Origin of the sequence: Psychrosphaera aquimarina (assembly GCF_032461525.1) — a bacterium.
GTDB lineage: Bacteria > Pseudomonadota > Gammaproteobacteria > Enterobacterales > Alteromonadaceae > Psychrosphaera > Psychrosphaera aquimarina.
Genome location: NZ_JAWCUA010000001.1, coordinates 568,923 through 584,228 on the forward strand (window position 1 = coordinate 568,923; position 15,306 = coordinate 584,228).

The window sequence follows — 15,306 nt, forward strand, 5'->3', positions numbered from 1 at the left end:
GAATCACAACGCATTTTATTAAAAATACTCAATGTGTATTAATTCACGCCATTAAGGACTCTATTTCTTCTACCGTTTTAGGAACGGAATCCGTTAAGTTTATAAAACCATCTTCGGTAATAACGATATTATCTTCTATCCTAACACCAATGCCATGCCATTTAGAATCGCAATTTGAGTCCGCGTCGATATAAATCCCTGGCTCGACGGTAAATACCATTCCAGCTTCAAGTGGTCTTGCATCACCCTCAATATTGTAGTTGCCCACATCGTGTACATCTAAACCCAACCAATGACTTAATCCATGCATATAATAAGCTCTATGCGCATTTTGGGTTAAAACTGTATTAATATCTCCGGTTAAAATACCGAGTTCTAGTAAGCCACTTGTAATGACCTTTACCGATATCGATGTTAACTCGCTTAAAGTAACACCTGGCTTAATTGCACTAAACACGGCTTGCTGAGCATTTAATACTAATTGATAAATGACTTTTTGTTCTGGACTAAACTTACCGTTCACAGGAAACGTTCTTGTGATGTCAGCAGCATAACCTTCAAGCTCACAACCGGCATCAATCAAAACCATATCTGTAGGCTTAATCTGATCTTGGTTTTCCGTGTAATGTAATATACACGCATTATCACCACCGCCAACTATAGTGCCGTAAGCGGGAAAACGAGCATTATTCATCGCAAAATGATGATGTATTTCAGCTTCTAATTGATATTCAAAAACAGGTTTGTTTAATTTAACTTGTGTAGCAGAAAAACGCATTGCACGGCAATGAGCTGCGGCTGAAATTTCACCCGCAGATTTCATAACGTTTATTTCATTAGCCGATTTATATAAACGCATTTCGTGAATAAGAGGACGAACATCAATTTGTTTATTTGGTGCCGTTAACCCCATTCGAGCTGATGATCTTAATTGCGCTAACAAACTAAATACTTGTTTATCCGTTGATTCGTCATCGCCTTGTGACCAATATAAAACGTCTTTATTGTTTAAGCTGGTTTTTAATACACTTTCTAATTCATCTAATGATGCCGTGTAATCAAATTGATATTGTTGTTTTGCTTGATCTTTGCCAATCCGCCTTCCTTGCCATATTTCTGCGGTTTTATCTTTGACCCGACAAATTAAACTCGTTTTTGTAACGCCCCCTACTTTTTCTAAAATTAACCAAGCATCAGGTTCAGGAAAACCAGTTAAATAATGAAAGTCGCTATTTTGACGAAATGCATAATCAGTATCTCTACTTCGAGTCACTTCTTTAGCAGCACTCATTACAACTAAGCTATTGTCTGCTAATTTTGCTAACAATTGCTCTCGTCTTAACTTAAATTCATTAATAGGAATTGAAGGCATATTTTACAACTTATTGATTAATGAAGTGTATTTGTAACAGGTTTGGCCTGATTAACCGCTTTACCAAATTCCTGATGGCATAATACGGTAGAAATACGCACAAATTCGATGACTTCATAAAAGTCAGCTTGGCTTTCATTGTCTTCGTCTAATTGAGTATCCATGCGAGTAATATTGGTAAAGTCCTCAATGATTTCACGTGCTTCATTTGAAGACATGGTTAGATCTCGTTTATTAAAGCCAAAACCAACTAAAAAGTATTGCACCCAATTTAACAACTCTTCGGCTTGATCTGATAACGACTCATCATCATCTGGAAGGTATAATTCAAATGACATATCTTCAGATTCAAGTTGACTAAATACTTGTTCTACAATCGTTTCAGCCGCTTTTTTTAATGAACCTTTTACGGTTAATCCATTGTTAAATAACTCAGACATATGATCTAGATAATCGGTGGATTCTCTAAACATGCCGCCAGCAATTAATCCGGTTAATAAACCGTGAAGTTCACTGGCTGTAGCGGTAAAGTCATGTTCATTTAAAACAGAAACTAACTGGTCATGATTCATTTGGAAACCTTTCAAAAATACTTATTTCTTAACAAACCATAAATCCAGTAAGAAATAGACAAAATTAATATAACGATATGCTGTTAGCTTATCACTGTTTTAAGCGCTGTGGGTAGTGTTACCAATGGATTAACCATAGAGTTAACGTAACTCTGATTGATAACTAAGCAGTTTGATAAATATTTATTCATTCATCCAAAAAGTTTACTTTTGCACTTGAGCTAAATTCTAATCCTGTTATATTCCGCGACGAAATAGAATAACGATTATGTGTGCATTAATATTATTAGTGTATTACATTTTGTTGGACTACTTTTTAATATGGTTACCTGGGGTGTTTGACAGAAAATTGTATCCCTGAGCCGATAATACTTTTACAGGAAAGTATTTTATTTGCTATTGCGCAAGCTCGACTCACTTCGGTGGGCAATCGAGAAGCCTACGGCAAAAATATATTTTCCGCCCTGAACACGTCGGTTGTTCATGGGTTAGGTTTTCATCGGCACCTTGGGTTCCACCATATTACTATTTATTTTTAAGCTCGCCTAAGTGTTATTTATACACATCTAAATTCAATATTTTGATAACGACTTCATTTTAGTATTAATCGTAATTAATCAGTTTATTTACACCACGATGAACCTGTAGAAACCGATTACTTAAAGAATAAACTTAGACACTAATTGTTCTAGTTCTTTTGAGTTTGCTTCTAATTCCAAACACAGTTCAGCGGCTTCTTCCATATTTTGTTTATTTTCACTGGCCGTGTCTGAAATAAGCACCACATTTTCATTAATCTCACCGGTTGCTAAGGTTTGCTCTTTTGTTGATGAGGCGACTTGATTATTCATTTCTGTTAACTGCACAATCTCTTCAGCAACCAATCTAAATGTTTCACCTGTAGTGACTAACCTAACTGCCGCATTTTGGGTTCCTTCACTGCCAATTTTAATTGCAGCAACCGCATCAGACGCTTTATTTTGCAATTTAGCTATCATGGTATTAATTTCTTCCGTTGACTCCGCTGTGCGTTTCGCTAGCGTTCTTACTTCATCTGCCACTACAGCAAAGCCTCGCCCTTGCTCTCCGGCTCTTGCCGCTTCGATAGCTGCATTCAGTGCTAATAAGTTGGTTTGCTCCGATATGCCTTTAATAACATCTAACACATGAGTAATTGATTGTATTTCATCTGATAACTCATTCACTGAGTCAACCGAATGGTTCATGGATATTTCTAATTTATTCATTTGTTCAATGGTTAATTGCACAAACTCACTACCCGAGTTAGTTTTTTCTTCTGTTTCATGGGCAACGCCAGACGCCAACTCTGCATTTTCAGATATTTGTCTGACGGTAGATTCCATTTCATTAACCGCTGCGGCAACCGTTTGTGTACTATGAGATTGGTCATCGGCTAATTGCCTTGAATCACTGACCTTATGAGCAACATTATCTGCTATTAACTTTACTTGCTCACTCGCTGAAGAGACACGTTTGAACATACTGTGTAACTGGTCTAAGAAAATATTAATTTGAGCCGCGAGTTCACCAACTTCATTTTGATCTGTCACTTGTATTCTGGCAGTAAGATCACCGTCTTTTTCAGTTAAATTGACAACTGAACTGTGTATAGAACGGATTGGTCTAAATATTTGTTTTGCTAATAAGTTTACCAGCACAAAACCGATGCCAGCTATGATCACTCCAAAGATAATATTTTGGAAAATAGCAGATTCAATCGCTCCAAATAATTCTTGTTTTGGTATTTCAGCCACTAAATTCCAATCGAGTGAATTTAATTTAATGCTAGATCGGATATAGTTTTCATTCTCAATCTCTACCGTATTAAGCACTTTCGATTTTGTTGCTGCTAAATCAATTTTATTGCCGATTAAGGTTTGATCTGGATGCAAAACGATCGTGCCTTGCTCATCAACTAAATAAACAATACCTGTTTTGGCTATACGATAACTTTTGATTAATTGGGTCATAGCATCAAGCGAACGACCTACTCCACCAATGGCGACAACACGGTTATTCACCGAGATAGCATAATTGATAAATACAGCCGCTCTACCTAAGTTTTTATCTATATCTACACTTAAATCGAACTGCTTATTTGAGTTTAAAAAATCATAGAACCAAGGATCTTCGCTGCGGCTAACTTTTCGAACAATCCCCTCATTGGTGTAGTAATTAGAAGATTCACTCGACACGATAAAGGCAGTGATAGCTTCATTATTCGATTTATTATTTAAAAGGTATTGGGTAAATTCTTGAAGTTTACTTTCAGGTTCACCAGCGGCTATCCAATTAATCACCATCGAATTGGTTGCAATTGCTTTAGCGGCTTCAATAGGGCTAGAGAGTTCTAACTCAATTGCATTTCTGACTTCAGATAATGCGGTGGGTAATTCCGAGTTTTCTAATTTTGAGGTTAAAAATGATGTAATTGAGGTTGAGAATAAATATGTTGAAATGATTAGTGGTAACAATATCGCAGTCACTAAACTTAAATACACTTTCTGCTGCAACTTCATTTTAAATACCTATCAAATTTCTTTCTTTATATATCGGCACTGTATAAAAAAAGTTCACCTTTAATTGAAATATGATAGTTAAAAAATGAAATTATACTAAATAAGTTAACTCCAATGGTGTATATGCTCAACTTTGCCATTATGCAGTATAATTTCGCCCTTTTTAGCACTAATACCATCCGCACTGTAATTTAAAATAAAACTAACTTTTAAAATTAGCTTTTTTTCGTATCCTAATTTCCAGCTTTGCATTGGTACCGATAACAATTGCAGGTGATAACGTTCGCAGTAATTTTTTGCTGATGACTCTGCAATTTCAGCTAATTTTCTAAACTGCAAAAACATAACAATAATGCCTATAAAAAACATCATCAGCCATACGGTGGTTAAATCAAACATGGATCAGTTCTACTTCTTTATCATTATTGTCATGTTGATGACTCGGAGATATTACCTGCTGATAGCTAGTAACTTTATCTAACGTATTTGCATCATAACCTTGGCTAAGTCTCAGAAAAGCCTGATAACCTAGCCAAATGACAACCAAGAAACACGACGCGATAGAAAAAGCATAAAGGTATTTTAACAACCTTATCCTAGGTTTAACCTTTTTCGTCTTTGCCTGTCCATCAGCAATCGCTTTTGTAACCACGTTATCGCTCCAATTAACCTATCTGAGTTATTCCATTCATATAAGGAACTAAAGCATCAGGTACCGTAATAGTGCCATCTTCATTTTGGTAATTCTCTAAAATAGCAACCAATGTTCTGCCTACTGCTAAACCAGAGCCATTTAATGTATGTAATAACTCTGGCTTTTTAGCGCCCTTAGCTCTAAAACGGCCTTGCATACGGCGAGCTTGGAAATCCCCCATGTTGCTACATGAAGATATTTCACGATAGGTATTTTGTGCTGGTAACCATACTTCAAGATCGTACGTTTTGGTTGCTGAAAAGCCCATATCACCCGTACATAAGATTACTTTTCTATATGGCAGGTCGAGTTTTTGTAAGATTGTTTCCGCGTGATTTGTTAACTGTTCCAACGCTTCATTTGAATCTTCAGGTTTAACCATTTGCACTAATTCAACTTTATCAAACTGATGCTGACGAATTAACCCTTTGGTATCACGACCATAAGATCCCGCTTCTGAACGGAAACATGGTGTATGTGCAGTTAATTTAACGGGTAACTCAGCTTCATCATAAATGACATCACGAGCAAAGTTGGTTAATGGTACTTCTGCTGTTGGTATCAACGACAACTTACGGCTGTCTTGTTCACCTTCTTTATCCGTTTGACCAGAGATAGGTTTAGTGTGAAATAAGTCTTCTTCAAACTTAGGTAATTGCCCCGTACCTTGTAAGCTTTCTGGATTCACTAAATATGGCACGTAGGTTTCTGTATATCCGTGTTGCTCTGTGTGTAAATCAAGCATAAATTGTGACAATGCACGGTTTAATCTCGCCATTTGACCACGCATAACAACAAAACGAGCGCCACTTAATTTAGCCCCCATTTCAAAATCTAAACCTTTGCTCAGTGCTTCACCTAATTCAACATGATCTTTAACAGCAAAGCTAAATTGTTTAGGTGTGCCCCACTTTAAAACTTCAACATTATCATCTTCATTTTTCCCTACTGGCACTTCAGCTTGAGGTAAATTAGGCACTTGTAAAATGATGGTATCAATTTCAGATAAAAGCTCAGATAACTCTGCTTTAGCGGCATCTAATTTGTCACCCAAATCAGCAACACTGGCTAATAAAGGTTGAATATCTTCACCTTTGGCTTTGGCTTGACCAATAGATTTTGATTTTGTATTACGTTCGTTTTGTAATTCTTGTGTTGCACTTTGTAAGTCTTTACGGCGAGTCTCTAACTCGTTAAGTTTTGCAACATCCAATTCAAAGCCTCGGGTAGCCAAACGACTTGCAGCTTCATTTATGTCGTTACGAAAGAACTTTGGATCTAACATTTTTAATAACCCTTTAACTAAATTTTTATAATAAACTCGACAAACTCAAGTTCAGATTAACTGTGTTTTAACATATACAGTTGCATTCCCAACCAGGCGGCAAAAATACAAACCACTACATTCAAAAATATATTCAATACGGCCTTAAACCATTCACCATGTTGCAATAACAACAAAGTGTCTAAAGAAAACGTAGAAAAGGTGGTAAACGCACCTAACAAACCAATTCCAAATAGTGAGCGCCAAGGCAAGTCGGACATCATACCATGTTCAATTACGCTAAATAAGATCCCCATGAAAAATGAACCTATTACGTTAACCAGTAAAGTTGCATAGGGGAAACCTTTGCCTAACAGACTGATCATTAACAAAGTAACGCCATAACGCATACTTGCGCCTAACGCCCCGCCCAAAGCAACAAATAGGAGATTAATCATGTTTTGTATCCAATACTTTGAATAATTTAAGCATTGGCATCCAAGTCTTTTAAATAACGTAATTTTTCTGCGATTTTTTTCTCTAAGCCTCTATCCACAGGTTGATAGTACTCAGTACCTGCCATTTCTTCTGGCAAGTAATTTTCGCCAGCAGCATAGCCATTAGGTTCATTGTGGGCATAACGGTATTCAGCACCTCGCCCCATTGATTTCATTAATTCAGTTGGCGCATTGGTTAAATGCATAGGCACATCATAACTCGGTAAACTAGCTGCATCACGCTTTGCTTGGTTGAATGCCATATAGACGGCATTACTCTTAGGCGCAGCCGCTAAATACAGAGTTGCTTGCGCTATTGCCCGCTCGCCTTCTGATGGGCCAACTCGATGAAATATATCCCATGCATTTAATGCAACTTCCATCGCTCTTGGATCGGCATTGCCGATGTCCTCTGTTGCTATGGCTAATAAACGACGAGCAACATATAAAGGGTCGCCTCCGCCTGCTAAAATACGACAATACCAATATAAAGCGGCGTCGGGTGCGGAACCTCGAACAGACTTATGAAAAGCAGAAATAAGATCATAAAAATGATCGCCACCTTTATCAAAGGTCGCCATCTGATTGCCTGTGGCTTGTTCAATGATATCATTGGTAATTACATTATCTTCTGCGACTAAATCACCACACAGCTCTAAATAATTTAATAATTTACGTCCATCACCACCGGCTAAACCGATAAGTAAGCTCCGATTTTTATCCGATAATTTAAGCTTTAAACTTCCAAGACCTAACTCAGTATCGGATAAGGCTCTTTGAACTAATGCGATCAGATCATCTTCATCTATGGCTTTTAATATATAAACTCGAGCACGTGACAATATAGCGTTATTTAATTCAAATGAAGGATTTTCAGTTGTCGCACCAATGAAACTAACCGTACCGTCTTCGATAAACGGCAAAAAAGCATCTTGTTGACCTTTATTAAAACGATGTACTTCATCGACAAATAATACGGTTTTTTTACCGGTTTGTTGTAGACGTTCTTTGGCTCGTTCAACGGTTGCTCTAATTTCTTTGACACCGGCGCTGATAGCAGAAAGTTTTTCTACTTCTGCATCGCAATATTGTGCAATAAGCTCAGCCAATGTTGTTTTTCCAGTACCAGGAGGTCCCCATAAGATCATTGAATGACAGCGTTTGCCTTCAATCATTTTACGGATGGCTTTACCTTCGCCAACCAAATGTTTTTGTCCAACATATTGGTCTAAGGTCAACGGGCGCATTCGAGCGGCTAACGGTTTAGTATCAGCCGGTGAAAAATCAAAACCTATATTAGTATGGTGAGACAAAATGAGTCCTATTTACCCGGCTTAGTCTTTACTGGACGTTGATCATCGATTTCGATATCAGCAGGTATATCAAAGTTAAAATTAACATTTAATTTCTTTTTAAACGCTTGTTTCTTTAACTCATATGAACTGGTCTGTTGGGTTCGGTCGGTAATAACTATTTCCTTTAATAAGAAGTCATCAAAATAAATCGCCAATTGGCTAACTTGTGAATTATTTTCATTTTTAGGTTTAACTAAAAAACCTGACTCCAATTTAGTAATAGTAAATTTATTCCACACTTCATCTTGTTGCGAAACTAGCAATGCAAAAGGCGTAGTGGCCACTGCATCTTTTGCATCAAATATAGACACTTGTTCTAAAAAAGGATTAAACCACCACAAGGTGTCACCATTAGACATCAACAACTCTTGTTCAGGTGCGACAATTTCCCAAATAAATTGACCTGGTTGTTTAAACACTAATTGGCCAGATGCACTGTGCAATACGTTATTATCTGTATCTTTAACTTGTTGTTTAAATTCCGCGGTAAAACCGTCGTAATCAACGAGTAACTTTCTAAGCTCAGTTTCTACCGGCTCGGCGAAAAGTGAGAAACTGCTGATCAATGCAAATATTGTCACTAACTTAGATATATTCATTTATTAAAATTCTTCTTCAATGTTTTTAACTGGTGGCGGCGCTAATACCTCACGCCCCCCATTATTTGCAGCTCGACTTACAATCCCCATAGTTTCCATTTGCTCAACAATACGTGCTGAACGGTTATAACCAATGCGGAGTTTACGTTGAATACTTGATATTGATACCTTGCGAGTTTCCGTAACAAAAGCAACCGCTTCGTCAAATACAGGGTCTATTTCTTCACCATCTGCCATTTCTGCAGCTTCACCGGGTAACATATTTTCATCTGTCATTTCGCCCTGAAGAATCTCTGGTACATAATTAGGTTTCGCTTTAGATTTCCAATCTTTTACCACGGCATGAACTTCATGATCATCTACAAACGCGCCATGAACACGAGTTGGTACACCAGAGCCTGGTGGTAAATACAACATATCCCCCATGCCCAATAAGTTCTCTGCACCTTGTTGATCTAAGATAGTTCTTGAGTCAATTTTTGAGGACACTTGGAATGCCATTCTAGTTGGAATGTTTGCTTTGATAAGACCAGTGATAACATCAACAGATGGGCGCTGTGTTGCTAAAACTAAATGGATACCTGCCGCACGCGCTTTTTGCGCGATACGTGCAATCAACTCTTCCACTTTTTTGCCTACGATCATCATCATGTCAGCAAATTCGTCAATAACCACGACAATAGCAGGTAGCTTTTCAAGTGCAGGTTGACGGTCAGACATTTGCTCTGATTTAACCCAAAGCGGATCAAGGATCGGAGTTCCATCCGCAATGGCTTGTGCCACTTTCGCGTTATAACCTTTTAAGTTTCGCACACCTAATGATGACATTAATTTATAACGACGTTCCATCTCACCCACACACCAACGTAATGCGTTAGCGGCTTCTTTCATATCCGTTACCACTTCAGATAATAAGTGCGGGATACCTTCATATACTGATAATTCCAACATCTTTGGATCTATCATGATTAAACGAACATCTTCTGGTGTTGATTTATATAACAAACTCAAAATCATGGTATTTACACCAACTGACTTACCTGAGCCTGTTGTGCCTGCCACTAACAAATGTGGCATCTTAGCTAAATCAACAGTAACTGCTTTACCCGCTATATCTTTACCTAAGACCATAGTTAACGGTGATGCAGAGTTTTGGAAACCGGCACTGTTCATTACTTCTGATAGACGAACAATTTGGCGATGTTTATTTGGCAGTTCTAAACCTATGAATGATTTACCCGGAATAACTTCTACCACTCGCACACTAAGTGCAGACAACGAACGGGCTAAATCTTTCGATAATGTAGTGATTTTACTTACTTTAATACCAGGGGCTAAATCTAATTCAAAGCGGGTAATAACTGGACCTGGGAATACACCTACCACTTTAGCTTGAATATTAAAGTCTAATAGTTTCGCCTCAACCAAACGAGATACAGCGTCCAATTCTTCTTGCGAAACTGGATTTTCAACTTTATCCGGTCTATCTAAAAGATCTAGAGAAGGTAATGTAATTGGTTTCACTTCTTTAACTAATGGGGGTAAGTTTTCTACCACATTGGTATCACGCTGAGGTGCACGTTGATGTGCAGCTTGCATTCCATCTAACGCGCCTTTGATGTCATCATCGTGTAACTCATCATCCACCCCTGAATAAGTAGGCTGTTGATCGTATTCATCAAATGAAATCGGCATATCATCATCAAGGGAGATTTGATTTGCTGCTTTTACTATATTTGAGCCTTTAGTCACAGGTTCAATTTGCGCGTCAACCATTCCGGCCGCTTGAGAATCGACTAAGTCAATTTTACTATCATCGATTAACTCAGGCGCTGTTGATCCTATGTTACTGCTTTGTTCTTTGATTTCCGCCGCACCAAAAAACTGGTTTAATAAAGATTGTGAGTTATTGCCTTCTAATTTATCTGGTATTGATATCGCGGGCATCTCGTCTGCAGGTTCAACTGCAGCAGTATTTAATTCAAGAGCAACTTCACTTTCAGCCACCTTATTAGCAGCCACATCAATGCCCTTCTGCTTATTGTCTTTCGCATTTTGAATGGCATTCCGTAATTTTGCATAGATAAGACTGCACATAGCTATTGTATATTTACCTAATCCATCGACGACACGGATCCAAGAGACTCCAGTCATTAATGTGATCCCGATAAGAACAAAAACTAATAACACTAAGGTCGAACCAGAAAAGCCAATTACAGGTAATAATAAATACGCGATAACATCACCAATGATGCCACCAGAGGAAAAATAATAAATATCGTCGAAGTTAATACTACTTAGTGCGGAGCTACCAATAATGAATAAAAAGATACCAATTAACCTTAACCCTAAAGCTAAATAGTCTATCTCTATCAAATTATGGAACTTGCGAAATAATAACCATCCTACTAAGGACACGGCCACAGGAACAAAAAAGGCTAACCAGCCAAAGGTAAACAATAATATATCTGACAACCAGGCACCAAATGCACCTCCGCCATTTTTTATCAATTCGTAATTGCCGGTTTTACTCCAGCTAGGATCAGCGGGATCAAAGGTAAATAAAGTAATTAAAATATATATCGCGATAAGCCCAGCTATAAATAAGCCTGCTTCTAACAATCGCTGAAATCCATTTAACATATTCGGTTGGCTGTCTGTCAAAATATACTCCGCACTCAATTTTTGTTTTTATATGAAATATTCATTTTGAGGCTGCAAAACTTTACCAAATTTAATAACAAGAATCATTGCGTTTATGCTCTTTTGCTTAATTAATTGGTTATTATCTAATTGAATTTGTTCAACGTTTAAATATTAATCGGTATTGCCGTATTAGACTTGACCTCTTCCATCACAACATAGGTTCTACTTGCACTAACTGAAGGTAATCTTAATAAGGTATCCCCGAGTAATTTTCGATAGGACGCCATGTTTTTAACTCGGGTTTTTAATAAATAATCAAAACTACCAGAAACTAAATGGCATTCTAATATTTCACTAAACGAACTCACGGATTTAGAAAACTCTGAGAACACATCTTGTGCGGTTTTTTCTAGCGTAATTTCTACAAAGACTAATAACGACGCCCCCACTTGTTCGGCATTAACAATTGCTTTATAGCCCTCAATAACACCTTGATTTTCAAGACGTTTTACCCTTTCTAAGCAAGGGGTTGGGCTTAAACCAACTAACTTGGATAATTCGACATTAGAAATTCGGCCATTTTTTTGTAACTCGACTAAAATGTTTTTATCAATTCGATCTAGAGTTTTATTCATATATAGACTCAATTTTTTATATATAACAGAATAATATCCTGTATATAACGAAAATACAGTATTTAATATTGATTACTTACTACTATACTCGCCGAAAATAAAATACACATTACATAATGTTTGTCACTCGCAAATAATACAAAGAAGGTAGGTTTAAAATGATCGTTGGTGTACCTAAAGAAATTAAAAACCATGAATATCGTGTAGGTCTTACTCCTGCGGCAGCAAAAGAATTTGTTGCTCATGGCCATCAAGTTATTGTTGAAACCAATGCAGGTACTGCTATTGGCTTTACTGACGAGCAATATGTAGAAGCAGGAGCAAGTATTATTGCAACCCCTGCTGAAATATTTGCTACTGCTGACATGATAGTGAAAGTAAAAGAGCCACAGCCTAATGAATGTAAAATGTTACGCGAAGGTCAAACACTATACACTTACCTTCATTTAGCCCCTGATGCGACACAAACTGAATTATTAGTTGCTTCTGGCGCGACATGTATCGCTTATGAAACGGTAACGGACCACACTGGTGGATTACCTTTACTTGCCCCAATGAGTGAAGTTGCTGGACGTATGTCTATTCAAGCTGGTGCGCATCATTTAGAAAAAGCACAAGGCGGTAGCGGAACATTATTAGGTGGTGTACCTGGTGTAGCACCGGCTAAAGTTCTTGTTTTAGGTGGTGGTGTTGTTGGAACCAACGCAGCAAAAATGGCATTAGGCATGGGTGCAGATGTTACGATTTTAGATCGTTCATTGCCTCGTCTTCGTCAATTAGATGATATCTTCAACGGTACCGTTAAAACAGTATTCTCAACGGTTGACGCGATTGAATATTACACAGCAAAAGCTGATCTTGTGATTGGTGCGGTATTAATTCCTGGTGCTGCTGCGCCTAAATTAATTAACAAAACCCACATCGCTTCTATGAAGCCGGGTTCTGTAGTTGTTGACGTTGCAATTGACCAAGGTGGTTGTTTTGAAACAGCTAAAGCAACGACGCATCAAGATCCTACTTATGTAGTTGATGACGTTGTGCATTACTGTGTGGCTAACATGCCAGGTGGTGTTGCTCGTACTTCAACGATGGCATTAAACAATGCAACTTTACCATTTGGTTTAGCCCTTGCTAATAAAGGCCCTAAACGTGCAATGTTAGAAGACAAACATTTGTTAAATGGCCTTAACGTTCATAAAGGTAAAGTAACCTATAAAGCGGTTGTTGATGCATTAGGCGATAAATTAAACTTAGAATACATGGATGCTGCTGAAGCATTAGCACTTTAAATTTGTTTGATTAAACGAGTGATGTAATTACTCGTTTTAAAGATCCCGTAGCACACTTGTTTATAAGCACTGTGCTACGGGATTTTTTTATGTTTGTTAAAGCGTTTAATTACAGATCTTGTTGGATCATTTGTTTAATTTTCACGGCTTTTTCAAAATGGTCTAATTTGTGAGTCATTATCCACCAAGTCGCCACCTCCATTAGTAATTCTGGATCGTCGTTTTTATTGGCAAAAAATGCATAAAATGACAAACCAACATTGGTGCCTTTAGCTGCTATTTTTTTATCACATACATCTATAATTTTTTGCTTCATCGCCACTGGCATCTTAGTCGTTTTCATCATCCGTCCTTGTTTTATTCTAATATTGTTTATATAAATTTAAGACATAAAAAAACAGGCATTTAACCTGTTTTTTTTTAACGTTTTATCAAATTTTTCTGAAAGACTATTCTTCGATGAACTCAGGTTCAAAGTCATCTTCATCAAATTCACTTTCTTGTATTACGCGAATACCCGGCTTAGCTAAGATCTCAATATAAAAAGCGGTGGCACCACCTTCAACGGCAGTATCAATTGATTTATTGATCTCACTTAATTTAATGACTTCAGCCGTATCTTGAGTTAAACCAAATTTAACATCAAAATCCCAAAAATCTGCACCTTTAGGAATCTGTTTGTTGCGCTCTCTTCTTAGATATTTTTTAACATCATGTTTAACTGAGTCAACCATACGTGCTGGTTTAATTTTTTCGTGTGTAATTTCAAATGTTTTTCTCATGATATTCCTAAAAAGCTAACGGTCAGAATAATAACTGACTAATTGGCGTGCATGATACGCGAATTAATTGTAAAAGGCATGACTTTCCATACCTTAACTAATACTAATCTTGATAAAAGATTGGTATGACCTCAAATACGACAAAAAGGCTAAATACCGTTTTTTTATGTTGTTATTTAACACCTAACTCGCGTAAACGTTCTTGCAAATAACTGTCTGCGGTATAACGTTCCGATAATACCACCTCGGCTTTTGGGTGCAAAAATAATGGTAATGAAATACGAGACTTAGTTTTATCTTGGCCTTCTGGATTGATCACTCTATGGATAGTAGAAGGATAATAACCACCAGATGCTTCTTGCAACATGTCACCAATATTCACAATTAAACATCCAAAGTCACCCGGTACATCATACCAAGTCCCATCTTTTAACTGCACTTGTAAGCCACTTGCATTGGCTGCAGGTAAAATAGTTAATAAGTTAATATCACCATGTGCTGCTGCTCTTATCGCGCCAGGTTCTTCATCACCCGTAATTGGTGGGTAATGTAAAATACGTAATAACGTACGTTGGCTTTGTGCAATCATCTCAGATAACGCTATGGAGAATTTTTCTGATACATCTGCTGGCGAGTGTTTTTCTACCCAATCTAATAAGGTGGCAGCCAGTGAATTTGCTTGTTCGTAATAATCAGATAATTGTTGCTTTAATTCTGCAGGAACTTGACCCCAAGGGTAATAATGAAAGTATTCTTTAATGTCTTTTAAATTATTGCCTTTTGCCGTTTCAGAAACAGTAGTTGGAAAAAAACCATCTTGGGTTTCTACATTAAATTTATAATCAAATTTTTCGTCAGAGGCAAAGAAACCAGCCCAATTTTCATAAATAGATTCAAGTAATTCTTTTTGAATAGGATGATTTTTTAATACGCCAAACCCAGTGTTATGTAATGACGTAACAAACTCTTGAGCTGCGTTTTCAGCAGTATAATCAACAACAGATAACATAATATATTCCCAACTAAATTAACCTGCGAATTATAGAGGTTAATAAGTAAAA

The 15,306-nt window shown here is 37.3% G+C and carries 15 protein-coding genes and 1 other RNA gene; 2 read left to right on the forward strand and 14 right to left on the reverse strand.

Going from position 1 to position 15,306, the window contains the following annotated elements:
- Positions 1-43 precede the first annotated feature (43 nt).
- The gene (pepP, locus tag RT723_RS02585; protein ID WP_315945775.1) at positions 44-1,372 is read right to left on the reverse strand and encodes a Xaa-Pro aminopeptidase; all 1,329 of its coding nucleotides are present in this window, start codon (positions 1,370-1,372) and stop codon (positions 44-46) included.
- A gap of 17 nt (positions 1,373-1,389) precedes the next feature.
- Positions 1,390-1,944, reverse strand: coding sequence for a UPF0149 family protein (locus RT723_RS02590; protein ID WP_216055918.1), 555 nt, complete (start codon positions 1,942-1,944; stop codon positions 1,390-1,392).
- 323 nt (positions 1,945-2,267) lie between these two features.
- Here RT723_RS02590 and ssrS point away from each other — a divergent pair.
- A non-coding RNA gene (ssrS, locus tag RT723_RS02595) (6S RNA) lies at positions 2,268-2,462 on the forward strand.
- 141 nt (positions 2,463-2,603) lie between these two features.
- On the opposite strand, the gene RT723_RS02600 is transcribed toward ssrS, so the two are convergent.
- From RT723_RS02600 to lrp, 9 genes are all read right to left on the reverse strand, one after another.
- Positions 2,604-4,484 (reverse strand): methyl-accepting chemotaxis protein, encoded by a 1,881-nt coding sequence (locus RT723_RS02600; RefSeq protein ID WP_315945776.1) that lies wholly within the window; start codon positions 4,482-4,484, stop codon positions 2,604-2,606.
- Positions 4,485-4,589: 105 nt separating this feature from the next.
- On the reverse strand, positions 4,590-4,883 hold the full coding sequence (locus RT723_RS02605) for a DUF3301 domain-containing protein (protein ID WP_315945777.1): 294 nt from the start codon (positions 4,881-4,883) through the stop codon (positions 4,590-4,592).
- Positions 4,876-5,136, reverse strand: a complete 261-nt coding sequence (locus RT723_RS02610; protein WP_315945778.1) for a hypothetical protein — start codon at positions 5,134-5,136, stop codon at positions 4,876-4,878. Before RT723_RS02610 ends, RT723_RS02605 begins: the two co-directional genes overlap by 8 nt.
- A gap of 13 nt (positions 5,137-5,149) precedes the next feature.
- Positions 5,150-6,463, reverse strand: coding sequence for a serine--tRNA ligase (gene serS, locus RT723_RS02615; RefSeq protein WP_315945779.1), 1,314 nt, complete (start codon positions 6,461-6,463; stop codon positions 5,150-5,152).
- 56 nt (positions 6,464-6,519) lie between these two features.
- The gene (gene crcB / locus RT723_RS02620; protein WP_315945780.1) at positions 6,520-6,900 is read right to left on the reverse strand and encodes a fluoride efflux transporter CrcB; all 381 of its coding nucleotides are present in this window, start codon (positions 6,898-6,900) and stop codon (positions 6,520-6,522) included.
- A gap of 26 nt (positions 6,901-6,926) precedes the next feature.
- The gene (locus tag RT723_RS02625) at positions 6,927-8,186 is read right to left on the reverse strand and encodes a replication-associated recombination protein A (RefSeq protein ID WP_315945839.1); all 1,260 of its coding nucleotides are present in this window, start codon (positions 8,184-8,186) and stop codon (positions 6,927-6,929) included.
- 74 nt (positions 8,187-8,260) lie between these two features.
- Positions 8,261-8,893, reverse strand: coding sequence for an outer membrane lipoprotein periplasmic chaperone LolA (lolA, locus tag RT723_RS02630; RefSeq protein ID WP_315945781.1), 633 nt, complete (start codon positions 8,891-8,893; stop codon positions 8,261-8,263).
- Between the two features lie 3 nt (positions 8,894-8,896).
- The gene (locus RT723_RS02635) at positions 8,897-11,536 is read right to left on the reverse strand and encodes a DNA translocase FtsK (protein WP_315945840.1); all 2,640 of its coding nucleotides are present in this window, start codon (positions 11,534-11,536) and stop codon (positions 8,897-8,899) included.
- Positions 11,537-11,703: 167 nt separating this feature from the next.
- A complete protein-coding gene (gene lrp, locus RT723_RS02640; protein ID WP_216055925.1) occupies positions 11,704-12,174 on the reverse strand; it encodes a leucine-responsive transcriptional regulator Lrp in 471 nt (156 codons plus the stop codon).
- A 158-nt stretch (positions 12,175-12,332) separates the two neighbouring features.
- On the opposite strand from lrp, the gene ald reads away from it, so the two are divergent.
- Positions 12,333-13,463, forward strand: a complete 1,131-nt coding sequence (ald, locus tag RT723_RS02645) for an alanine dehydrogenase (protein ID WP_216055926.1) — start codon at positions 12,333-12,335, stop codon at positions 13,461-13,463.
- A 109-nt stretch (positions 13,464-13,572) separates the two neighbouring features.
- Here the strand turns inward: ald and RT723_RS02650 are convergent, their stop codons facing one another.
- The 3 genes from RT723_RS02650 to RT723_RS02660 form a co-directional block, all read right to left on the reverse strand.
- Positions 13,573-13,806 (reverse strand): DUF6500 family protein, encoded by a 234-nt coding sequence (locus RT723_RS02650; protein ID WP_371820000.1) that lies wholly within the window; start codon positions 13,804-13,806, stop codon positions 13,573-13,575.
- 106 nt (positions 13,807-13,912) lie between these two features.
- Complete coding sequence (locus RT723_RS02655; RefSeq protein WP_216055927.1) at positions 13,913-14,245, reverse strand: DUF6172 family protein; 333 nt, start codon at positions 14,243-14,245, stop codon at positions 13,913-13,915.
- Between the two features lie 172 nt (positions 14,246-14,417).
- Positions 14,418-15,257, reverse strand: a complete 840-nt coding sequence (locus tag RT723_RS02660) for an isopenicillin N synthase family dioxygenase (RefSeq protein ID WP_216056015.1) — start codon at positions 15,255-15,257, stop codon at positions 14,418-14,420.
- Between the last annotated feature and the right edge of the window lie 49 nt (positions 15,258-15,306).

What these genes read in the sequence shown, in the direction of transcription:
- pepP (WP_315945775.1), bottom strand. Translation starts at nt 1,372, where the DNA reads ATGCCTTCAATTCCTATTAATGAATTTAAGTTAAGACGAGAGCAATTG.
- RT723_RS02590 (WP_216055918.1), bottom strand. Translation starts at nt 1,944, where the DNA reads ATGAATCATGACCAGTTAGTTTCTGTTTTAAATGAACATGACTTTACC.
- RT723_RS02600 (WP_315945776.1), bottom strand. Translation starts at nt 4,484, where the DNA reads ATGAAGTTGCAGCAGAAAGTGTATTTAAGTTTAGTGACTGCGATATTG.
- RT723_RS02605 (WP_315945777.1), bottom strand. Translation starts at nt 4,883, where the DNA reads ATGTTTGATTTAACCACCGTATGGCTGATGATGTTTTTTATAGGCATT.
- serS (WP_315945779.1), bottom strand. Translation starts at nt 6,463, where the DNA reads ATGTTAGATCCAAAGTTCTTTCGTAACGACATAAATGAAGCTGCAAGT.
- crcB (WP_315945780.1), bottom strand. Translation starts at nt 6,900, where the DNA reads ATGATTAATCTCCTATTTGTTGCTTTGGGCGGGGCGTTAGGCGCAAGT.
- RT723_RS02625 (WP_315945839.1), bottom strand. Translation starts at nt 8,186, where the DNA reads ATGCGCCCGTTGACCTTAGACCAATATGTTGGACAAAAACATTTGGTT.
- lolA (WP_315945781.1), bottom strand. Translation starts at nt 8,893, where the DNA reads ATGAATATATCTAAGTTAGTGACAATATTTGCATTGATCAGCAGTTTC.
- RT723_RS02635 (WP_315945840.1), bottom strand. Translation starts at nt 11,536, where the DNA reads ATGTTAAATGGATTTCAGCGATTGTTAGAAGCAGGCTTATTTATAGCT.
- lrp (WP_216055925.1), bottom strand. Translation starts at nt 12,174, where the DNA reads ATGAATAAAACTCTAGATCGAATTGATAAAAACATTTTAGTCGAGTTA.
- ald (WP_216055926.1), top strand. Translation starts at nt 12,333, where the DNA reads ATGATCGTTGGTGTACCTAAAGAAATTAAAAACCATGAATATCGTGTA.
- RT723_RS02650 (WP_371820000.1), bottom strand. Translation starts at nt 13,806, where the DNA reads ATGAAAACGACTAAGATGCCAGTGGCGATGAAGCAAAAAATTATAGAT.
- RT723_RS02655 (WP_216055927.1), bottom strand. Translation starts at nt 14,245, where the DNA reads ATGAGAAAAACATTTGAAATTACACACGAAAAAATTAAACCAGCACGT.